Source organism: Variovorax sp. GW823-FHT04B03 (assembly GCF_058796495.1).
In genome coordinates this window covers 1,739,928-1,760,531 of record NZ_JBXAIT010000001.1, presented here as the reverse complement: position 1 = coordinate 1,760,531, position 20,604 = coordinate 1,739,928, and the positions used below count along the sequence as shown (strand labels likewise).

Sequence of the window (20,604 nt, the reverse complement as noted above, 5' to 3'; positions counted from 1 at the left end):
GCCTACAATCCGTGCATGCCTAGCTCCCCACTCCTGGTCGCCCGCCGCATCCTGCTGGCGCTGGCTTTCGCCACCCCCGTTGCCGCCCTCGCGCAGGCGCCGGCCGCGCCTGCCGCCAAGCCGGCCCCGGCGGAACCGCTACAAAATCAGGAGCAGGCCGACGGCCGGCGCAACCAGAAGGTCGAGCACATCCACACGGAAGACAGCGGCGCCTCGGTCGACGAGGTGCGCTACGGCGGCCGCACGCAGAGCATCAACGTCAAGCCCAAGTCGAACATGCCCGGTTACGAAGTGCTGCCCAACGACGGCGGCAGCGCCCGCCCCGGCACGACCGGCGACGCGAACAGCGGCGGCAACGGCCCGCGTGTCTGGAACGTGCTGAAGTTCTGACCGTGACGTCGTCGTTCTCCTTCCCGCCCTCCCTCTTTTCTCCCGCAGCCGCCGTCCGGCGCTGAGCATCGCCATGGCAGTTTTTACCGAAGTCCAGTTCGGCGAGGCAGACGCGCTCGTCCAGCGCCTTGGCATGGGCGCCCTGCGCGAGCTGCGCGGCATCGAGGGCGGCATCGAGAACACCAACTACTTCGCGACCACCGAGTCGGGCGAGTTCGTGCTGACGCTGTTCGAGCGCCTGAGCGCCGAGCAGCTGCCGTACTACCTTTGCCTCATGAAGCACCTGGCCGGTGCCGGCCTGCCGGTGCCCGCGCCCGTGGCCGACCCGGCCGTGGCGCCGCCGACCGGCCATGCGCTGTCGATCCCCGCGCAGGCGCCCTGCGAACTGCTGCACCGCGTGGCCGGCAAGCCCGCGGCGCTGGTGCAGAAGCTGTCGGGCCGCAGCGAGCTGGCCCCCACGGCCGCCCATTGCGCCGAACTGGGCGCCATGCTGGCCCGCATGCACCTGGCCGGGCGCGACTACCCGCGCATCCAGCCCAACCTGCGCGGCCTGCCCTGGTGGAACGAGACCACCCCGGTGGTGCTGCCCTACATGGACGAGGCGCAGGCTGCGCTGCTGCGCGCCGAGCTGGCCTACCAGAACCATGTCGCCGAATCGTCGGCCTACGCGGCGCTGCCGCGCGGCCCAGTGCATGCCGACATGTTCCGCGACAACGTGATGTTCGCGACCGGCGGCGAGCCCGACGCGCCGCCGCGCCTCACGGGCGTGTTCGACTTCTATTTCGCCGGCACCGACACCTGGCTGTTCGACCTGGCCGTGTGCCTGAACGACTGGGCCATCGACCTGACCAGCGGCCGGCATGACGCCGCCCGCGCCGACGCCCTGCTCGCCGCGTATGAGAGCGTGCGCAGGCTGAACGCCTCCGAGCGCGCCCTGCTGCCCGCGATGCTGCGCGCCGCCGCGCTGCGCTTCTGGATCTCGCGCCTGTGGGACTTCCACCTGCCGCGCGAGGCCAGCATGCTCAAGCCCCACGACCCGACGCACTTCGAGCGCGTGCTGCGCGAGCGCGCCACCCACCCGCACGCCATCGCCCACGTCTTAGAGCCGGCGCTGGCAGCCTGACCGTACACATGAAACTCCACCTCGTGCCGGCGCGCACCGGCTTCGACTGGGTCCGCCTCGGACTCAAGACCTTCTGGCGCCAGCCGCTGGCCTTCATCTCGCTGTTCTTCCTGCTGATGGCGATGATCTCGACGGTGTCGATGCTGCCGCTGCTCGGCAGCGTGCTCGCCCCGATCCTGCTGCCCTTCATGACGCTCGGCCTGATGGTCGCGACCTCGGTGGCAGCGACCGACAACGCCGACGGCCTGGGCAACGCGGGCGACCTGGGCCGCCCCACGGGCTCGGCCATGTTCATCGCGGTGTTCGACGCCATGCGCACCGAATGGCGCTCGCTGGTGGTGCTGGGCGTGATCTCGGCCGTGTACTTCGTGCTGGCCGTCACGCTCACGGCGCTGGTCGACGGCGGCCAGCTCATGCGCGCCTACCTGTTCGACGAGGTGGTGACGCCCGAGGTCATGAAGAGCAGCGAGTTCCTCACGGCACGCACGCTGCTGATGTGCCTGAACCTGCCGCTGTCGCTGGCCATGTGGCATGCGCCGGCGCTGGTGCACTGGCACCGCGTGGAACCGGTGAAGAGCGTCTTCTTCAGCATCGTCGCGCTGTTCCGCAACTTCGGCGCCTACGCGCTGTTCGGCCTGGCGTGGTTCGGCGTGTTCATGCTCGCGGGCATCGCCATCGGCCTGCTCGCCACCGTGCTGATCGGCGTCGGCGCCATGGGCTCCGACGGCGCGGCCCTGGCGATCGGCAACATCCTGATGATCGGCACCGCGCTGGTGCTGGCGGCGATGTCGCTGGCCTCGACCTGGTTCACCTTCCGGGACAGCTTCGACGCGAACTGAAGTCGGCATCGCCCGCTGCCCCCTTTCGGGCAAGCGGGACCGCCAGACTCAGACCGGCGTGAGCTTCGCCACCGACAGCGCCAACCACTTCACGCCGTGGCGCGCGAACTTCACCTGTGCCCGCGCGTCGTCGCCGGTGCCTTCCAGCGCAGTCACCGTGCCCTCGCCGAACTTGTTGTGGAACACCTGCATGCCTGAACGCAGGCCGTGCGACGGCGCGGTCTTCTGCGGCGGCACGGGTGGGCTGGCGAAAGTGTCCTTGCCGGCGCTGCTGCCGCCACCACCGTAGCGATTGCCGCCGCCTCCCCCACCACCGTAGCCGCCGGCACCGCCGCGCGTGCTGCCATAGCCGCCGCCATAGCCGAAGGCCGAAGGCGCAAAGCCCTGGTTCTTCGGCGTGAGCCACTTGAGCGCGCCTTCCGGCAGCTCGTCGAAGAAGCGGCTCTTGACGTTGTAGCGGGTCTGGCCGTGCAGCATGCGCGTCTGCGAATGGCTCAGGTACAGGCGCTTGCGTGCGCGCGTGATGGCCACATACATCAGGCGGCGCTCTTCCTCGAGGCTCTCGAAATCGCTCATCGAGTTCTCGTGCGGGAACAGGCCCTCTTCCATGCCGGTGATGAACACGCAGTCGAACTCCAGGCCCTTGGCGGCGTGCACGGTCATGAGCTGCACCGCGTCCTGGCCGGCCTGCGCCTGGTTGTCGCCCGACTCGAGGGCCGCATGCGTCAGGAAGGCCGCGAGCGGGCTCAGCGTTTCGCCGGTTTCGGCATCGGGCGCCAGCGGCTCGTCGAGCACCGGCCGGCTGGGGTCGAGCCCCTGGCTGGCGGGCGACTGGCGCAGCTCGTCGACCGGCAGCGCCACGGCGTCACGGCCGAAGCCTTCCTGCGTGACGAAGCTTTCGGCCGCGTTCACGAGTTCGTCCAAGTTCTCGATGCGGTCGGCGCCTTCGCGGTCGGCCTTGTAGTGTTCGACGAGGCCGCTGTGGTCGAGCACCAGCTCGATGATCTCGCGCAGGCTCACACCCTGGGTCTGCTCGCGCAGCACGTCGATCTTGGCGACGAAGGCCGTGAGGTTCGAGCCGGCCTTGCCGCCGACCGCGCTCACCGCGTCGTGCAGCGAGCGCCCGGCGGCGCGCGCCGCGTCCTGCAGGCTTTCGAGCGTGCGTGCGCCGATGCCGCGCGGCGGGAAGTTGACGACGCGCAGGAAGCTGGTGTCGTCGTCCTTGTTCTCCAGCAGGCGCAGGTAGGCCAGCGCATGCTTGATTTCGGCGCGCTCGAAGAAGCGCAGGCCGCCGTACACGCGGTACGGCACCGAGGCGTTGAACAGCGCCGTTTCAATCACCCGGCTCTGCGCATTGCTGCGGTAGAGCACGGCCATTTCCTTGCGGTCGAAGCCGTCGCGCGCCAGCTGGCGCATTTCCTCGACCATCCACTGCGCCTCGGCGAGGTCGGTGGGCGATTCGTACACGCGCACGGGCTCGCCTGGCCCCTGGTCGGTGCGCAGGTTCTTGCCCAGGCGCTTCTTGTTGTGGCTGATGAGCTCGTTGGCCGAATCGAGGATGTTGCTGTAGCTGCGGTAGTTCTGCTCCAGGACGATCTGGCGGCGCACGTCGAACTCGCGCACGAAGTCGGTCATGTTGCCCACGCGCGCGCCGCGGAAGGCGTAGATGCTCTGGTCGTCGTCGCCCACGGCGATCACGCTGTTGTGCTCGCCCGGCGTGAAGTGGCCGCCGATCGCCGTGTGGCCCGCGAGCATCTTCAGCCATGCGTACTGCAGGCGGTTGGTGTCCTGGAACTCGTCGACCAGGATGTGGCGGAAGCGCCGCTGGTAGTGCTCGCGCACGGGCTCGTTGTCGCGCAGCAGCTCGTAGCTGCGCAGCATCAGCTCGCCGAAGTCGACCACGCCTTCGCGCTGGCACTGCTCTTCGTACAGCTGGTAGAGCTCGACCTTCTTGCGGTCGTCGTCGCTGCGAGCCTCGATGTCGCCGGGGCGCAGGCCGTCTTCCTTGGCGCCGGCGATGAACCATTGGGTCTGCTTGGCCGGAAAACGCTCGTCGTCGACGTTGAACTGCTTCATCAGGCGCTTGATGGCCGAGAGCTGGTCCTGCGTGTCGAGGATCTGGAAGGTCGAGGGCAGGTTGGCCAGCTTCCAGTGCGCGCGCAGCAGGCGGTTGCACAGGCCGTGGAAGGTGCCGATCCACATGCCGCGCACGTTCACCGGCAGCATCGCGGTCAGCCGCGTCATCATTTCCTTGGCGGCCTTGTTGGTGAAAGTGACGGCCAGGATGCCGCCGGCGGACACCTGCCCCGTCTGCAGCAGCCAGGCGATGCGGGTGGTGAGCACCCGCGTCTTGCCGGAGCCGGCACCGGCAAGGATGAGGGCATTGCCCGCGGGCAGCGTGACGGCAGCAAGCTGCTCGGCGTTGAGGTTGTTCAGCAACGGCGAGGCAGGGCCGCCCGCATCGGCTGCGGACGCGCCGGAAAACAGGTCGTGAGGGAGCATGGGTGCCATTGTAGAAAGCTGCCCCGCCCAGGGCCTCGCCGAGCGCGCTTGCCCCTGCGGGCATGACCTGGATCAAGGCAGTGCTCGCTCGCGTGCGCCGGCCCGCCGCGCTTGCGACAGATCAAGCGAGACGGCCGTGCCCGGCGGGAGACTGCCTCTCAGTTGCCGGCCCTGCGCGCCGGCCGTCACTGGAGAACCCATGCCCAAGAAATTCGCCCCCGCCTGCCTCGCCGCCCTGCTCGGCGCCATGGCCGCCCTGCCGGCCGCAGCGCAGGAAGCACAAGGCAACTGGCTGGTGCGCGCCCGCGCCGTGTACCTGAAGCCGGCGAACCACTCGGCCCCGGTGGCCGACCTGTCGATTCCGGCCGATGCCATCACGGTCAACAGCAAGACCATCCCCGAGTTGGACGTCACCTACTTCTTCACGCCGAACATCGCCGCCGAGCTGGTGCTGACGGTGCCGCAGAAACAGACGGTCACCGTGCAACAGAGCGCGCTGGGCGGCCCGGTGGACATCGGCACCTTCAAGCACCTGCCGCCCTCGCTGATGCTGCAGTACCACTTCATGCCCACCGCGAAGATCCGCCCCTACATCGGCGCGGGCCTGAACTACACGCGCCTGAGCAGCGTCAACCTGCAGGTGCCGACGGTCGGGCGCCTGCAGCTGCAGAACGAGAGCTTCGGCCTCGCGCTGGGCGCCGGTGTCGACATCGAGGTGGCGAAGAACACCTACCTCAACATCGACGTGAAGAAGCTGCGCATCCGCAGCGCCGTGAACATGAATGGCGTGCAGCTGTCGACCGTGAAGGTCGACCCGTGGCTGTTCGGCGTGGGCATCGGTTACCGGTTCTGACAAAGAAGCGCACGGCGGTCGTCGGGTATACGCTGCAACCCATAGGGTCAATACGCCCCGGCAACTTGCGCATCATCGCCATGGCCGTAAAATCAATCACCGGGCCCAAGTTTCTTGCGTCCGGTTTTTTTTGGCCGTCATTTTCATGACGCGACCACGAGAGCCGGCCGGACCAAGCGCTCATTCGTTCCACTCAACGATTCCTTTTTGGAGCCTGGTCATGCAAATCTTCGATTACGACAACATCCTTCTGCTGCCGCGCAAATGCCGCGTGGAAAGCCGCTCGGAATGCGACGCCAGCGTCACGCTGGGCGAACGCACCTTCCGCCTGCCGGTGGTGCCTGCCAACATGAAAACGGTGGTCGACGAGTCGATCTGCCTGTGGCTCGCGCAGAACGGCTACTTCTACGTGATGCACCGCTTCGACCTGGACAACGTCCAGTTCGTGAAGGACATGCAGGGCAAGGGCGTGTTCGCCTCGATCTCGCTGGGCGTGAAGAAGCCCGACTACGACACCGTCGACCAGATGGTGGCCCAAGGCCTCGTGCCCGAATACATCACGATCGACATCGCGCACGGCCATGCCGACAGCGTGAAGAACATGATCGGCTACCTCAAGGCCAAGCTGCCGAAGTCGTTCGTGATCGCCGGCAACGTCGGCACGCCCGAAGCCGTGATCGACCTGGAGAACTGGGGCGCCGACGCGACCAAGGTCGGCATCGGCCCGGGCAAGGTCTGCATCACCAAGCTCAAGACCGGTTTCGGCACGGGCGGCTGGCAGCTGTCGGCGCTCAAGTGGTGCGCGCGCGTGGCGACCAAGCCGATCATTGCCGACGGTGGCATCCGCGACCACGGCGACATCGCCAAGAGCATCCGCTTCGGCGCGTCGATGGTCATGATCGGCTCGCTGTTCGCGGGCCACGAAGAGTCGCCGGGCAAGACGGTCGACGTCGACGGCACGCTCTTCAAGGAGTACTACGGCTCGGCCAGCGACTTCAACAAGGGCGAGTACAAGCACGTCGAAGGCAAGCGCATCCTCGAGCCCATCAAGGGCAAGCTGGCCGACACGCTGGTCGAGATGGAGCAGGACGTGCAAAGCTCGATCAGCTACGCCGGCGGCCGCACGCTGATGGACATCCGCAAGGTCAACTACGTCACGCTGGGCGGCGACAACGCCGGCGAACACCTGCTGATGTGAGCGCGACGGGCGGTCTGTCCGCCCGTCTTTTCCTTCAGGCCTCGAGCAGTTGCACCGCGTAGCGGTGCAACGCATGCGCCGGATCGGCCAGCGCATCGACCACACCGAAGTGGTCCAGCCCCGGCAGCACCTCGCACACCGGCACGGTATGGCGGCCCCAGGCCTCGCGGATCATCGCGTTGTGGCGCAGGAATTCAGCGCTCTCGTTGCCCCCCACCGCCGCATAGAGCTGGCCGCGCGCCGGCGCAGGCCACAGCGCCGGGCTTGCGCGCCGCGCGTCGGCATCGGTGAGCTTCAGCGTGTGCTCGAGGAAGGGCGTGCGCTGCAGCGGCCGCAGGTCGAACAACCCCGAAACCGACAGCGCATTGCGCACGAGCTGCGCGGGCAGATCGGGCGCCACCGCCTTCCAGTCGCAGGCCAGCAACGCCGCCGCCATGTGGCCGCCTGCAGAATGCCCCGCGACGGTGATGCGCGAAGGGTCGCCGCCATGCGCCGCCACGTGGCGCCACGTCCATTCGAGCGCCCGCACCATCTGCAAGAGGATGCCCGGCACCGTCACCGGCTGGTCGACCGGACCCGGGCACAGCGCGTAGTTGGGCTGCACCACGCAGATGCCGCGGTCGTGGAAGGCGGGGCTGATGAACGAATGGTCCTTCTTGTCCATGGCGCGCCAGTAGCCGCCGTGGATGAAGACCAGCACCGGCGCATCGGGCACGGGCGCCGGAAAGACGTCGAGCGTTTCGTTCGGGCCGGTGCCGTAGGGCACGCCGATGCGGCATGGCAGCGTGTCGCGTGCCGCGGCGGAATCGCGCCCCCAGCGCGCGAAGTAGGCGGGGTGGTCCTTCACCCGCGCCAGGTTGTTGTACATGCCTTCCAGCCAGGCGGGGTCGTGCGCTTCCATGCGGTGTTTGCTCCTTGTTTTTCCGGGGCGCATCTTGGCATGGCCGCGTGCATGGAATGGCGCGGCTGGATAAAATGTGCAGTGTGTTGGGGGGGTAGCTCAGCTGGGAGAGCGCCGCGTTCGCAATGCGGAGGTCGGGAGTTCGATCCTCCTCCTCTCCACCAACCGACCCAGCAAAAAGGCCTTGGCAATCGCCAAGGCCTTTTTCATTTGCAGCTGTGCGCTGCCGCCGGGAAATGTCAGGCGTCGAGCGTCAGGTGCTGGCCGTGCAATGCCGCAGCGCCCGGCGATGCCAGGAAGCCGATGGTCTGCGCCGCGACCGAGGTCGACACCCACTCGGCCGGGTTCGCGTCGGGCATCGCCTGGCGGTTGGCCGGCGTGTCGAGCACGCTGGGGGCCACGCTGTTGATGTTCACGCCGTGCGGCGCGGCCTCGGCTGCCATCGATTCCACCAGCCGCTGCAGCGCGCTCTTCGACGCGATGTACGCCGCCATGGCCGGCAGGCCGCGCGCCGCCACCTTGGCCGTCACCGCAATGATGCGGCCCGCGCGGCGCTCGATCATCGAGGGCAGCACGGCCTGCGTCACGGCGACGAACGACCAGGCGTTGAGGTTCATCATCCGGTCCCAGCTCGCGCGCGTGAGCGCGTGCGTCGCCTCGCCCATCTCGAAGCCGCCGGCAATGTGCACCAGCGCATCGACGCGGCCGAAGGCCTGCAGCACCTGGCCGGTGAGCGCGGCCATGTCGGGCGCCGAGGTCACGTCGCCAGCGAGCAGCAGGTGCTGTGAGTTGTCCAGGCCCGGGAAGACTTCGGCCAGGCGACCGGCGTGGTGATCGACCAGCGCGAGCCGCGCGCCCTGGTCAAGAAAGTGCTGGGCCACGGCCCGGCCCAGCGCGCCCGCGGCGCCGGTGATCAGTACATGGGGCGTGTTGCTTGCATCGCTCATCGAAAACTCCTCGGATAGGGGGTGGGGCGGGGCCCCGACGGTCGCGCATCCTAACGCTCTCGTACAAATGTGCAGAAATTTTTTGAAGTCCCAAAAAGATTGGTATATACTCGTGGTCTTGCCAGAAAACACTAACGGTTTTCAAAGCAAGGGCTCTTAGCTCAGTTGGTAGAGCAGCGGACTCTTAATCCGTAGGTCGAGTGTTCGAGTCACTCAGGGCCCACCAACCAACATCGCGGCAACGCTGGAAAGCCTGCTACCCACAAGGTAGCAGGCTTTTTTCATGGTGCGTTCACTTGTACGTTTGCTGCTCGCGCCGACGCTACCCTTCGCAAGCCCCTCCCCGACATCCCGTGAAGAAATCCAAACCCGCGCCATCGCCGAAATCCTTCGACCTCAAGCAGCACTGGCATTGGGGCCGCGGCATGCGCCAGTTGCGCATCGCCGACTTCCTGAAGGACGGCCGCCTGCTGGTCCCCGGCGACCTCACGGGCGAAGGCCCGGCCACCGATGACGGCACCGGCGCACTGCGCACCGTGGGCGGCGTGCAGGTCGGCAGCGCCGACTATGAAACCGGCCTGATGTGGGTCGGCCGCAAGCTGCGCGAAGGCGACCTGCCGAGCAAGCCCCAGGGCTGACCTAGCTACGGCGCCGTGACGCGCCGCAAGAACTGCAGCGAGCGCTCCAGCGCCAGCCGCCCCGGTGCATCGTCGAGGTTGAACTGGTACTCGTGCGGCAGTGCGGGCGTCTGGTCTGCGGGGAAGAACAGGCTGTCGACCTGCACGCCCTTCGCCGCCAATGTTTCGGCCATCGACCGCGACTGCCCTTCGAGCGGATCGCCGTTGCCCGCGGTGATGAACGACGGCGGAAAAGCCCCGGTCACATAACGGCGCACCGATGCGGTCTCGAAGGCCGGCGCATTCTGGAAATCCTTGCTGCCGCTGTACGACCAGAACACGGTCCGCAGGAAGGCGCCAAAGGCGCCGTCGAGCCGGGCCTGCGCCGCGTCGTAGGCACCGCAGTGCAGCAGTATGCCGCGCAGCTGCTCGCGCGCGATGACGGGCGTGAGACCCACGGCTTTGGCATAGCTGGGCACGGCCACCGCGTTCGCGACCTGCGCAACGATGTGCGCACCCGCCGAGTCGCCAGCCAGCACGAGCCGCGCGGGGTCCACGCCCAGCCGCACCGCCTCGCGCACCAGATAACCCAGCGCCGTGTTCACCTGCCGCACCGGTCCCGGATAGCCCTGGCCCGGCGCGATCGAATAGCCCACTGCCACGACAGTGAAGCCCTGCCCCGCCAGCACGCGCGTGTAGTTCGCCACGTCGCGCCGGTGGCCCGAGACCCAGGCACCGCCGTGCACCCACACGATGGTGGGCAAGGGCTGCGCGCCCGCCGAGGCCGGGCGGAACACGTCGAGGTAGGCATCCGGATCGGCCTCGTCGTAGTGCTGGTCGAGCACCGCCGCGATACCGGGCGGCACGTGCTTCTGCAGCGACTGCGATGCAGCGTCCGAGCCCTTGCCGAAGGCGTAACGAATCATCAGCACCGAAGGCCACGGGCTCCACTGGAACGCGGCATAGCCCACGACAACGAGGCCGGCGATGACACCGAGGATTCGCAGCAGGATGGTCTTGAGCTTCACGGTGGAGCGCCTGCACCGGACGGCCCGGCGCTTCAGGGAGCGCCCCGCATTCTGCTTGCCACGGGCAGTGCCCCGCTATGCTCGCCTCACATGTCGCCACCGCCCGTCATCGCGCCCTCCTCCGCGCTCACACAACCGCTGCGCCACGCAGCGCGCACGCTGTGCGCAGCCCTGGTGTTCGCGGCGGCGCCCACCCTCGCATCGGCAGCGTCCGGCTGCCTTGCCACGGCCTCCTACATTCCGCCGCCGCCACGCGCCCTCGCAATGGCCGCGCTGGCCCGACAAGAGCACGTTGCCTTCGGCAGCCAGACCATGGACGCCGAAGGCCGACTCACCGAGTCTGGCTATTCGGAAGCAGAAGACACGCGCTATCCGATCGACGCGCAGCCCGCATGGCAACGCGTGCTGCGCTACTGGCGCGCGGTCGATCCGTCGAGCGAGCGGTTGCCCTCGCTAGTTCGCTTCGGCGCCCCGCACGCGGCCGACCGCACGCGATTGACCGACGCGCTGAACCAGGCGAGCGCCGCGCGCCTGCAAGGCCTGGGTGTCGGCCCCGGCCAGGGGCTGGACGCGTCGGACCAGCGCGCCCTCGAAGTGGCCCTGCAGCGCGTCGCGGTGATCGACACGCCCTGGTCCGCCGCGTTCATCAGCTGGGTCGCGCGCGAGGCCGGGCTCGGTGCCGACGAGTTCGTCTTCTCCGAGGCCCACGTCGACTACGCGGGCGCCGCGTGGCAGGCCGGCATCGATGAAGCGGCGGGCCGCGCGACCCCGCAAGCCTTGCGCGCCTGCGACCTGATGCGCACGCCGCCGCGCCCGGGCGATCTCGTCTGCCATGCACGCGGCCCGCGCGGTGCCGCGCTCGACGGCTTCGGCAAGATCGGCGAGTGGCTCACTGGGCGCCCGACGGGCGGCGCACCGTTGCCGATGCACTGCGATGTGGTGGTGGGTGTGGACGGGGCGGGCTTCGATGCCGTGGGTGGCAACGTGCTGCAGTCGGTCACCTTGCGGCGCCTGGCCTTTGCGCCCGGCACGCGGCTGCTGGACCCGAGCTACCTGCCTGAAGGCTGCACGGCGGGCGGCAGCGCATGCGTCGATCGCCACATGAGCCGGCAGCCGTGGTCGCTGCTGCTGCAGTGGCGCTGAAAGAAAAACAGGAACGGTGGGGGCTTGTGCCCCGGGCCGTCAGTCGCGGTAGTACACCTCGACAGCGCCCTTGAGCTTGATCAGCAGCGGATAGCCCTTGCGGTCCAGCGTGCGGCCGGCGGGCACCTTGATCCAGCCTTCGCTGATGCAGTATTCCTCGACGTCCAGGCGGTCCTTGCCGTTGAAGCGGATGCCGATCGGGTGCTCGAACACGGCGGGGATGTGGTGCGGGCTGCGCGGATCGGTCGAGAGATGGTCGGGCAGCGTGGGCTTGGAGGTGGCTTCTTCGGTCATGGGAAAACGGGTGTCTGAATCGACCCGAATGATAGAACCTGCCGCATGCCCCTTTGCGGGCGCCGCTAGCGCCGCTTCTTCCAGGCCTTGGGCGGCGGTTTCGGCCCGAAGCCCAGCGCGGCCCGCGCGAGCGCATCGGCCTCGGCGTTGCGGTGGCGCGGAATCCATTGCACGCGCGCCTCGTCAAAGCCCTGCAGCAGCATGCGTGCCTCCTCGAACAACGGCGCCATGCGCACGATCGGCCGCACGTCGGCAGCGCCGCTCAACTGTTCGACCAGCGTGCTGTTGTCGCTGAAGGCCTGCACGCTCGTGGCGCCGCGCGCCTGCAGCTCGCGCAGCGCGAGCGTCAGCGCCCGCAGCTCGGCCTCGTTGTTGCAGCCCGTGGTGTGCGTGGCCTGCGAGAAGGTGTGGCGGGTGCCGTCGGGCTGGGTGATGACGACGCCGACGCCCATGCGCCCGGGGTTCGGCATGGCGCTGCCGTCGCAGTGGACGACCCACGGGGAAAGGCGCTCGGGCGCGGCAACGGTCATGAAGAAGCAGGAAGCAGAGGAAGAGGGACGAACGCGCTCAGCAGTTGCTGCGCTTGATGCCCGCGAGATTGCACGGCCGCTGGCCAGGCGGAGGCCCGGGGTCGCGCGGCGGACGCGGCGGCCGGGGGTGATACCCCGGTCGCGGCGGGCCGTAATACGGATCGCCGCCCCAGATGTAGGTCGGCCCCGGGTCGGCCGCGGGCGCCTCGCCCACCGGGTAACGCGGAATGATGGCCGGCCCCGAGGGCGCGGGCTGCGGCGGTGGGGCGGACGGTGCCGCGTAGTCCGGCCGACGCGGCGTGTCTTCCTCGTTGGAGGCACGCGGCGGCGCAGGCGGTGGCTCGTCGATGCGCAACTGCCGCGACTGCCTGGTCCCCGGCGGGCAGGCGCCGTCGGTGTAGACGATGCGGCCGTCGGCGTCGGTGCAACGCACCACCTCCGCCTGCGCGGCCGGAGCGGCCACGACAAGCCAGAGCAGCGAAACGAAAAGAATGGTTGGCGAGCGCATGGAGACGCCCTTTGTAACAGTGCGCGGCCGCTCGAACAAGCGTGCACGAAGAAACGGGTGGGGGCTGAGGTTCGCAGCAGAGGAAAAGTCGATGCCTACCGGCACGTCAACGCGACTTGGCTCGCGCACTTTTCCTGGCCGGAGGCTCGGCCTGCGTGGTGATGCGCGGGTAGTGCTCGAAGGTATGTTTCATCACATCGCGCAGCCAGACCACGGCAGGGTCGTGGTGAAAGCGCGGATGCCAGTGCTGGTTGAGTTGAAACTGGGGCACGGGCACCGGCGGCTCGAACATGCGCACCGTGCCCATGCGGGCGAAGACCTCCGCCAGTTCGCGCGGCACCGTCGCGAGCAGATCGGCGTGCCGGTCCATCAGGAGCGGAACCATCAGGAAGTGAGGCGTCATCACGGCCACGGTGCGGCGGATGCCCTGGTCTTCCAGCACCTTGTCGTAGCTCTCCGCCGAGTGGCCGGTGAGCGAGACCACGATGTGCCGCATCGCCTCGAAGCGCTCGCGCGTGAGGGTGGCGCCGATGTCCTTGTTCCGCGCGCTGGCGATGGTCACGAAGGAGTGCAGGAACAGGCGCTGATGAAACAGCCCCTCGGGCGCCGCACGGATGGACCCCACCGCCAGGTCGGCCTCGCCTGACGCAAGCAGCCCTTCGACCTGCTCGAGCGGCACCTGCAGCGTGCGCAGCGAGCATCCGGGCGCCTCCTTCTTGAAGCGCTCGAGCAGCGGCGGCAGGAACACCAGTTCGCCCATGTCGGTCATGCACAGGGTGAAGGTGCGTCGCGCCAGTGCGGGCTCGAACCGGGCGCCCGCCAGGATCTGCTGGCGCACGGTGGTCATCACCTCCACCACCGCGGCGCGCATGCCCTCGGCCTTGCGCGTGGGCTCCATGCGGCTGCCGACCTTGACGAACAAGGGATCGTCGAAAAAAGCACGCAGCCGGTTGAGCGCATGGCTCATCGCGCTCTGCGTCAGCCCGAGGCCCTGCGCGGCCTTCGTGACACTGGCCTCGCGAAACATCGCGTCGAAGACCGCCAGCAAATTCAGGTCGAGGTTTTCCGCATGCATGCTGTGCATTCTAGGAATGACTGAAATGACATTGATACATGAGAACCCTCGTCCTACGCTCTGCCCATGCCGTGACCCGAACGCGGCGAACAACAAAGGAGACGCCCCATGTTCATCAAAAACACCTGGTACGTGGCTGCCTGGGACAACGAGCTCACGCCGCAGGGCCTGTTCGCCCGCACCATCATCGGCGTGCCCGTTCTCATGTACCGCAAGGACGACGGCGACATCGTCGCCATGGAAGACCGCTGCTGCCACCGCGGCGCGCCCCTGTCGGTGGGACGGCGAGAAGGCGACTGCGTGCGCTGCATCTACCACGGCCTGAAGTTCGACGCCTCGGGCCAGTGCATCGAGGCACCGGCCCAGAAGCGCATTCCCATCCAGGCCAGGGTGCGCACCTTCCCGGTGGTGCAACGCCACCGCTGGGTCTGGATCTGGATGGGCGCCCCCGACAAGGCCGACCCGGCGCTGATCCCCGACACGCCATGGCTGGACGACCCGCACTGGCGCAGCCTGGACGGCTACATCCACTACGACGTCAACTACCTGCTGATCTGCGACAACCTGCTGGACTTTTCCCACCTGCCCTTCGTGCACCCGACCACGCTGGGAGGCAGTGCGGACTACGCCGCCGCCCAGCCCAAGGTCGAACGCATCGACAACGGCGTGCGCATCACCCGGTGGGCCCTCGACACCGAGCCGCCGCCTTTCGCCCAGGCGGTCAAGGACTGGGGCAGCAGGGTCGATCGATGGAACATCTACAACTTCACCATCCCGGCCATCCTGCTGATGGACTCCGGCATGGCGCCCACCGGCCAGGGCGCCGCCGAAGGCAACCGCGAAGGTGCGATCGAGTTTCGTGGCTGCCAGGCCATCACGCCCGAGACGGAAAACTCCACCCACTACTTCTTCGCGCATCCCCACAACTTCGCCATCGACCAACCCGAAGTCACGCACTCGATCCACCAGGCCGTGGTGGATGCCTTCGACGAAGACCGCGACATCATCACCGCGCAGCAAAAGAGCCTGGCGCTGGCACCCGACTTCAAGATGATGGCCTTCGGCATCGACGCCGCGCTGAACCAGTTCCGCTGGATGGTCTCGCGCCGGCTGGAAGAAGAAGCGCTCGAGGAAGCCGCGGCCCGCCCTGCCGCCACAGCAGCGCCCGAACCCGTCAAGGCCTGAGCCATGAAGCTCCTCGTCACCCGCCTCACGCAAGAGGCGCAGGATGTGCTCGGCCTGGAGTTGCGTGCGCAGGACGGCGCCGCGCTGCCGCCCTTCACCTCGGGCGCCCATGTGGACCTGCTGCTGCCCGGCGACATCCGCCGCCAGTACTCGCTGGCCAACTCGCCGCTGGAGCGCCACCGCTACGTGCTCGGTGTGGGCCTGGCGCCAGCTTCGCGCGGCGGCTCGGCCTTCGTTCACCAGCGCCTTGCCGTGGGCGATGTGCTCGAGGTGGGCGCGCCACGCGCCCTGTTCGGCATCGACCCGGCCGCCACCGAGCATCTGTTCGTGGCCGGGGGCATCGGCATCACGCCCATCCTGAGCATGATCCTCTGGTGCGAGGCCAACGCCAGGCCCTGGAAGCTGCTGTACTGCGTGCGCACGCGAGCCCGTGCCGCCTATGCGTGGACATTGGCGCGCCACCATGACCGCGTGCAGCTGCACGTGGACCAGGAAGCGGCGGGCACGCCACCCGACCTGGCGGGCTGGCTGGCCGGTGCGGCCCCGGGCACCCACCTCTACTGCTGCGGCCCCGAAGGGCTGATGAATGCGGTCGGCACGGCCGCAGGCGTTGTCGGCATCGGCAAGGCGGCCACCCATTTCGAACGCTTCGCACCGCCGGAACAAGCCACGCCCGCAGCGCCGGCCGGCACCTTCACCGTGGTGCTGCATCGCAGCGGCCAGAGGATCGAGGTCGCACCGCGGCAGAGCCTGCTCGATGCGCTGGAAGGCGCGAACGTCAGCATTCCCTTCTCGTGCCGCGAAGGCATGTGCCGCAGCTGCGAGGTGCCGCTGCTCGAGGGCGAGGCGGATCACCGCGACTTCGTGCTCAGCGACGAAGAGCGCGACAGCCACGCCTGCATCCTGCCCTGCGTGTCTCGCGCGCGCAGCGCCGTGCTCGTCCTCGATCTCTGACGCCCCCAACAACAAGCAGACAACCCAACCCCACCACTGGAGACAACCATGTTTAAGCAAATGACTGCCGCATGCGCAGCGATCACGCTGGCGCTGCCCATCGCCGCGCAGGAGAGCTACCCCTCGCGGCCGATCCGCCTCGTCGTGCCCTACGCCGCCGGCGGCGCGACCGACTTCGTGGCACGCACCCTGGGCGATCGCCTGTCGAAATCGATGGGGCAGCCGGTGGTGGTCGACAACAAGGCGGGTGCGGCGGGTGCCATCGGCGCCGGCGAAGTCGGCCGCGCCAAGCCCGACGGCTACACGCTGCTGATGACCATCACCGATTCGCAGATCAACAACACGGCGCTGTTCAAGACCCTGGCGTACGACCCGCAGAAGGACTTCGTCGGCGTCACGCAGGTGGTGCGCAGCCCGGCGCTGATTTCCACGCACCCCGGCACCGGCATCAAGAGCATCGAAGACCTGAAGGCCAAGGTGGCCAAGGGCGTGAAGCTGAGCTACGGGTCCTGGGGCGTCGGCGGGCTGGGCCACCTGGCCGGCGAGAGCCTCAACCGCGGACTGAGTGCCGGCATGGTGCATGTGCCGCAACGCGGCGAAGGGCCCGTGGTGACCGACCTGCTGTCGGGCACCATCGACATCGGCCTGTCGTCGGTGCCCAGCGCGATGCAGCATGTGCCGACGGGCAAGGTCGTGCCGCTGGCCGTGCTGGGGCGCCAGCGCTCCACCACGCTCCCGCAGGTTCCGACCATGAGCGAGCTGGGCTTCAAGGACCCGCTCTACGACACCAACGTCTGGATCGGACTGCTGGCACCGGCCAGGACGCCACAGCCCATCGTCGACAAGCTGGCCCGTGAAGTGCGCGCCATCGTCGGCTCGCCCGACGTCAGCCAGCTGTTCGTGAGCCGCGGCTTCGAGGTGATGAACAGCACGCCCGAGCAGTTCGCGGTGTCGTACAAGGAGGAGTTCAACGTGATCACCAGGCGGATGCGCGAGCTGGGCGTCGAGGCGCAATGAGGCAGGCAACCACCCGGACCGTCATGCAAGGACGACCGATGCATCTGCCGGGCGCCAACCGCCAGTGACCGTGTGGCCGGCCGCATCAGGCGTTCCCTAGGCGACAGGCGCGGCGCGGAGACTTTGCCATCATCGCGAACTCGACTGGCGCCCGCCGCCGGCTACACGGAGCCCTCCCCCATGACCTCGCCTTTCACCACCACCGCTCTCGGCCTGTGCGGCCCGCTGCGCCAGCCGCGCCAGATGCTGGCCGACCAGACCTACGACGACCACAAATCGATCCACGACGACGCGACGGCGGAAAACCTGGGCTTGCGCGCCGGGCCGATCGAAGGGCCGACGCACTTCAGCCAGTTCGATCCCCTGCTGTTCCATGTGTTCGGACCGGCCTGGTTCGAGACCGGCTGCATCAGCGCCCATTACCAGAACATGGTGGTGGAAGGCGAGTCGGTGCGCGCCTTTGTCGACCTGCCCGCGCCCGGCGCCACCTTCGTGCGCCTGCGCGCCGAAAAAGCCGACGGCACGCCGGTGCTGACTGGCACCGCGTCGGTGGGCGATGCCGCTCAGCACCCGCACGAGCTGCCGCAGCGCATCGCGAAACTGCGCCCGCCCCAGGGCCTGGTCATCAACCGCGACTTGCGCGTGGGCCAGCGCGGCGCGGTCGTCGAGAAGATCCGCATGGGCTTCGACCAGCACATGGGCGACCACTACCCCTTCACGCTCGCCGACAAGCTCAAGGTCATCACCGAGCCCTGCGACTGGTACACGGCCGAAGGCGGCAAGCGCTCGCCGTGGGGCCGGGCCATCATCCCGACCGAGATGATCAGCGTGCTGCTCGGCTCCACCAGCGCCGAGGCGCAACTGAATGGCCGCAAGCCGGCCGTGGGCCTGTTCGCCGGACAGGAGATTCGCCTCATCAAGGGACCGCTCTTCGTCGACCAGGACTACGAGCTGGAGCGCGAGATCATCGCGCTGAGCGAGAGCGCGCGCACCGAGTCCGTGTGGGTGCGCACCCAGGTCTACGAGATGCCGTCGCGCACGCTCGTGGCCGAGATGATCCTCAACGGCGCGACGATGAAGGCTTCGTATCCAAACTACGAAGCCGAGGCCAAGGAGCTGGGGCTGGCCTGAGCGCGCGGTTCGCGCAGCTGCATCGAACGCCATCGGTCGAGGGGGCAGAATCCCCTCTTTTTTCCGGGTGCCGTATGCCAGCTGTACTTGAAGGGGGTTGCCTCTGCGGCAAGGTCCGATTCAGCACGACCCAGCCGCCGCTGCGCACGTTCGCGTGCCATTGCACGTTCTGCCAGCGCATGACCGGCACGTCCTTCTATGCCGAGTCGCTTTTTCCGATGGACGCCGTGCAGTTCAACGACGGCGAACTGCGGCAGTACGCGCACCAATCGGACGGCAGCCACAAGCAGGTCTTCGTTCATTTCTGCCCCTCGTGCGGCACGACGATGGGCCTGACCTTCGAGCGTTGGCCCGATGTGCGCGCCATCTCGCGCGGGTGCTATGACGACCCCAATGCGGTCGAACTCACGAGCCACATCTGGACCCGCTCCGCCCAAAGCGGCGTGGCCTTGCCGGCCGACGTGGATTGCTTTGCCAGGGCGCGGGCCACGCTCGACGGCCAGCCGGAGCCGGCCTCGCGGCATGAGGCGCCTGTCTTGGCCCGGCAAGACGGCGGGGCCTGAACTTTCGCTTCAGCCGCTCATCAGCGGCCATTCGCCCGACGACGGCGAAGCACGACCCCAAAGTAGTAGATGGAGAGGCACGTGAAGAGGCCTGCGACCACGGACCAGACGGCGCCCCCGCCGATCAGATTGGCGCCGTCGGGCGCGATACAGCTGGATGCGGATACTTCAATGCAGTCCCTGTGCCTGTAGTACCGCTCATGGAACGCCCACCAGAAGAACCCCGCCGCCGCGGCGCATGCGACGAAGAGGATGGCGGGCCGGGTGATTGGAAGAGGCTCTGTGGTCATGGGCTTGGATCGCTAAGCCGGGCAGCGTGGGAGCATCGCGGCGCACGATGCGAATAAGCGGCTATCCGATGCACCTCACGACGGGACGTTCAGCGCGGTCGCGACGCCACACGGAGCGCTTCTTCCCTGATGTACGAAGAGGCCGCCGTGTTCGCCAGATCGTGCAGCGTCTGCAGCAATGAGACGCCGCCGATCTCCGTCGTGCCGGCGTTCAGGATGCGCCCGATCATCGTGATGCCGAGTTCGCTGGGCTGCCGTGCGAGGGAGCGAAGAAGCTCAGGCTGGTAGTTGGGCAAGCTCTCCAATCCGTGAACGATGGTCCACATGACCCCGTAGCCGTCTTCCTCCGGGTAGCGCTCGAAAACGCTCAGCATTTCGGGCATGGCTTGCTCCGGATTGCCTGCCCGCCAGAGTTCATCCAGAAGCGAGTCCAGGTGGCGCCAGCTGCCATCCTCCGGCGGTTCGAAGTTGGCGATGTCGTGAGCGATCTCGGAAGTGGTTCGAGGCATTGGAAGTCTTGTGCGCGTGGCTGCTTCTGGCCGACTCTAGCGGCTCAGGCGGCCTTCTGCTTTTTCTGTACGGACCTCGGCGCCTCGCTGCGCGCCAGCCACAGTCCGCTCGCGACGATCAACGCTCCGCCGCCCAGCGTCCATGCATCGGGCGCGGCCTGCCAGAACACCCAGTCCATCACGAGCGCCCATGCGAGCGCGCTGTATTCGAAGGGCGCGATGGCCGCGGCCTGGCCGTGGCGGAAGGCCTCGGCGATGGCCAGCTGGCCCAGGAAGCCGCTGAGGGCCAGGCCTGCCAGTGCCCACGCGTGCCCGGCCTGCAGCGGCACCCATTGCGGCGCCGCGAGCAGGCTGCCGCCGACAGCCATGCCCGCCGTGGTCCAGAAGACCAGCGCTGCGCTCGGCTCGGTGCGGCTGATGAGCCGGCCCAGCATGTTCGACAGCGCATAGCAGACGGCGGCCACCAGGATCGCCAGCGCGCCCGTCGAAAGGAAGGCCCCCTGCTCCGGCCGCAGCGCGACCACCACACCGACGAAGCCCAGCCCGATGGCGATCCAGTGCCGCGGCTGCACCGATTCGCCCAGCATCGGCACGGCGATGAGCACCATCAGCAACGGCGCGATGAACGTGAGCGTGTAGGCCTCGGCCAGGCCCAGGGTCTTCAGGCCGTGGACGAAGAGCACCAGCATCGTCATGTTCAGCGCGGTGCGCAGCAGGTGCAGGCGCCAGCGCAGCCGACGGTTGAAAACACCGGCTGCCTCGCGCCGCCAGGCGATGTACAGGCACACCAGGGGCAGCGCCGTGAGACCGCGCAGCGCCATCACCTGCACCGGCGGGTAGTGCCCGGCCAGGGTCTTGAGCAGCGCGTCCATGCAGGCGAAGAAGGCGCAGGCCAACAGCATCGCGGCGATGCCGCGCAGGGTTCCGGTCGGGTGCATGGTCAGGCTGTGGTCTCGCGGCGGTGGCCGGGACGGACGGGGTTTGTTCTTGAACGCCGAGCATAGGCG

Annotated in this window: 22 protein-coding genes and 2 tRNA genes; 14 read left to right on the top strand and 10 right to left on the bottom strand. The window is 68.1% G+C overall.

Annotation, left to right across the window (positions count from 1 at the left end; translation table 11 throughout):
• Nucleotides 1–15 precede the first annotated feature (15 nt).
• The 3 genes from AC1RAD_RS08255 (at nt 16) to AC1RAD_RS08245 (ending at nt 2,352) form a co-directional block, all read left to right on the top strand.
• Nucleotides 16–390 (top strand): hypothetical protein, encoded by a 375-nt coding sequence (locus AC1RAD_RS08255; protein ID WP_062468938.1) that lies wholly within the window; start codon nt 16–18, stop codon nt 388–390.
• Nucleotides 391–463: 73 nt separating this feature from the next.
• On the top strand, nt 464–1,513 hold the full coding sequence (locus AC1RAD_RS08250; RefSeq protein WP_492734470.1) for a homoserine kinase: 1,050 nt from the start codon (nt 464–466) through the stop codon (nt 1,511–1,513).
• A gap of 8 nt (nt 1,514–1,521) precedes the next feature.
• Complete coding sequence (locus AC1RAD_RS08245; RefSeq protein WP_095744262.1) at nt 1,522–2,352, top strand: BPSS1780 family membrane protein; 831 nt, start codon at nt 1,522–1,524, stop codon at nt 2,350–2,352.
• A 48-nt stretch (nt 2,353–2,400) separates the two neighbouring features.
• Here the strand turns inward: AC1RAD_RS08245 and AC1RAD_RS08240 are convergent, their stop codons facing one another.
• Entirely contained in the window at nt 2,401–4,854 is a 2,454-nt protein-coding gene (locus tag AC1RAD_RS08240) for a UvrD-helicase domain-containing protein (protein ID WP_492734469.1), read from the bottom strand.
• A 199-nt stretch (nt 4,855–5,053) separates the two neighbouring features.
• Between AC1RAD_RS08240 and AC1RAD_RS08235 the strand changes: the two genes are divergently transcribed.
• On the top strand, nt 5,054–5,707 hold the full coding sequence (locus AC1RAD_RS08235) for an OmpW/AlkL family protein (RefSeq protein ID WP_492734468.1): 654 nt from the start codon (nt 5,054–5,056) through the stop codon (nt 5,705–5,707).
• A gap of 220 nt (nt 5,708–5,927) precedes the next feature.
• Nucleotides 5,928–6,905, top strand: coding sequence for a GMP reductase (locus AC1RAD_RS08230; protein ID WP_062468948.1), 978 nt, complete (start codon nt 5,928–5,930; stop codon nt 6,903–6,905).
• 34 nt (nt 6,906–6,939) lie between these two features.
• On the opposite strand, the gene AC1RAD_RS08225 is transcribed toward AC1RAD_RS08230, so the two are convergent.
• Complete coding sequence (locus AC1RAD_RS08225) at nt 6,940–7,806, bottom strand: alpha/beta hydrolase (RefSeq protein ID WP_492734467.1); 867 nt, start codon at nt 7,804–7,806, stop codon at nt 6,940–6,942.
• Nucleotides 7,807–7,894: 88 nt separating this feature from the next.
• Here AC1RAD_RS08225 and AC1RAD_RS08220 point away from each other — a divergent pair.
• Nucleotides 7,895–7,970: transfer RNA gene (locus tag AC1RAD_RS08220), tRNA-Ala, on the top strand.
• 75 nt (nt 7,971–8,045) lie between these two features.
• Here the strand turns inward: AC1RAD_RS08220 and AC1RAD_RS08215 are convergent.
• A complete protein-coding gene (locus tag AC1RAD_RS08215) occupies nt 8,046–8,753 on the bottom strand; it encodes an SDR family NAD(P)-dependent oxidoreductase (protein WP_489061801.1) in 708 nt (235 codons plus the stop codon).
• A gap of 150 nt (nt 8,754–8,903) precedes the next feature.
• Here AC1RAD_RS08215 and AC1RAD_RS08210 point away from each other — a divergent pair.
• Nucleotides 8,904–8,979: transfer RNA gene (locus tag AC1RAD_RS08210), tRNA-Lys, on the top strand.
• A 127-nt stretch (nt 8,980–9,106) separates the two neighbouring features.
• Nucleotides 9,107–9,391: a hypothetical protein gene (locus AC1RAD_RS08205; protein ID WP_062468955.1), complete on the top strand. Its 285-nt coding sequence runs from the start codon at nt 9,107–9,109 to the stop codon at nt 9,389–9,391.
• 5 nt (nt 9,392–9,396) lie between these two features.
• Here the strand turns inward: AC1RAD_RS08205 and AC1RAD_RS08200 are convergent, their stop codons facing one another.
• Complete coding sequence (locus tag AC1RAD_RS08200; protein WP_492734466.1) at nt 9,397–10,398, bottom strand: alpha/beta hydrolase; 1,002 nt, start codon at nt 10,396–10,398, stop codon at nt 9,397–9,399.
• Nucleotides 10,399–10,488: 90 nt separating this feature from the next.
• Between AC1RAD_RS08200 and AC1RAD_RS08195 the strand changes: the two genes are divergently transcribed.
• Nucleotides 10,489–11,541, top strand: coding sequence for a DUF2272 domain-containing protein (locus tag AC1RAD_RS08195; RefSeq protein WP_492734465.1), 1,053 nt, complete (start codon nt 10,489–10,491; stop codon nt 11,539–11,541).
• Nucleotides 11,542–11,580: 39 nt separating this feature from the next.
• Here AC1RAD_RS08195 and AC1RAD_RS08190 read toward each other — a convergent pair whose 3' ends face one another.
• The 4 genes from AC1RAD_RS08190 to AC1RAD_RS08175 form a co-directional block, all read right to left on the bottom strand.
• Complete coding sequence (locus AC1RAD_RS08190; protein ID WP_062468964.1) at nt 11,581–11,835, bottom strand: DUF3297 family protein; 255 nt, start codon at nt 11,833–11,835, stop codon at nt 11,581–11,583.
• Nucleotides 11,836–11,900: 65 nt separating this feature from the next.
• The gene (locus AC1RAD_RS08185; RefSeq protein ID WP_492694531.1) at nt 11,901–12,365 is read right to left on the bottom strand and encodes a ribonuclease HI family protein; all 465 of its coding nucleotides are present in this window, start codon (nt 12,363–12,365) and stop codon (nt 11,901–11,903) included.
• 37 nt (nt 12,366–12,402) lie between these two features.
• The gene (locus AC1RAD_RS08180) at nt 12,403–12,873 is read right to left on the bottom strand and encodes a DUF4124 domain-containing protein (RefSeq protein WP_492734464.1); all 471 of its coding nucleotides are present in this window, start codon (nt 12,871–12,873) and stop codon (nt 12,403–12,405) included.
• Between the two features lie 106 nt (nt 12,874–12,979).
• Nucleotides 12,980–13,948 carry a LysR family transcriptional regulator gene (locus AC1RAD_RS08175; RefSeq protein ID WP_447742174.1) on the bottom strand — a complete coding sequence of 323 codons (969 nt, stop codon included), beginning with the start codon at nt 13,946–13,948 and terminating at the stop codon, nt 12,980–12,982.
• A gap of 108 nt (nt 13,949–14,056) precedes the next feature.
• Here AC1RAD_RS08175 and AC1RAD_RS08170 point away from each other — a divergent pair, with 108 nt between their 5' ends.
• From AC1RAD_RS08170 to AC1RAD_RS08150, 5 genes are all read left to right on the top strand, one after another.
• The gene (locus AC1RAD_RS08170) at nt 14,057–15,133 is read left to right on the top strand and encodes an aromatic ring-hydroxylating dioxygenase subunit alpha (protein WP_492734463.1); all 1,077 of its coding nucleotides are present in this window, start codon (nt 14,057–14,059) and stop codon (nt 15,131–15,133) included.
• 3 nt (nt 15,134–15,136) lie between these two features.
• Nucleotides 15,137–16,087 (top strand): PDR/VanB family oxidoreductase, encoded by a 951-nt coding sequence (locus AC1RAD_RS08165; protein ID WP_492734462.1) that lies wholly within the window; start codon nt 15,137–15,139, stop codon nt 16,085–16,087.
• A 60-nt stretch (nt 16,088–16,147) separates the two neighbouring features.
• Nucleotides 16,148–17,104: a Bug family tripartite tricarboxylate transporter substrate binding protein gene (locus tag AC1RAD_RS08160; RefSeq protein WP_492734461.1), complete on the top strand. Its 957-nt coding sequence runs from the start codon at nt 16,148–16,150 to the stop codon at nt 17,102–17,104.
• A gap of 180 nt (nt 17,105–17,284) precedes the next feature.
• Nucleotides 17,285–18,235 (top strand): hypothetical protein, encoded by a 951-nt coding sequence (locus AC1RAD_RS08155; RefSeq protein ID WP_492734460.1) that lies wholly within the window; start codon nt 17,285–17,287, stop codon nt 18,233–18,235.
• 74 nt (nt 18,236–18,309) lie between these two features.
• Complete coding sequence (locus AC1RAD_RS08150) at nt 18,310–18,798, top strand: GFA family protein (RefSeq protein ID WP_492734459.1); 489 nt, start codon at nt 18,310–18,312, stop codon at nt 18,796–18,798.
• A gap of 379 nt (nt 18,799–19,177) precedes the next feature.
• Here AC1RAD_RS08150 and AC1RAD_RS08145 read toward each other — a convergent pair whose 3' ends face one another.
• Nucleotides 19,178–19,597, bottom strand: coding sequence for a hypothetical protein (locus tag AC1RAD_RS08145; protein ID WP_492734458.1), 420 nt, complete (start codon nt 19,595–19,597; stop codon nt 19,178–19,180).
• Nucleotides 19,598–19,641: 44 nt separating this feature from the next.
• Nucleotides 19,642–20,535, bottom strand: coding sequence for a DMT family transporter (locus tag AC1RAD_RS08140; protein WP_492694517.1), 894 nt, complete (start codon nt 20,533–20,535; stop codon nt 19,642–19,644).
• Nucleotides 20,536–20,604: the final 69 nt, after the last annotated feature.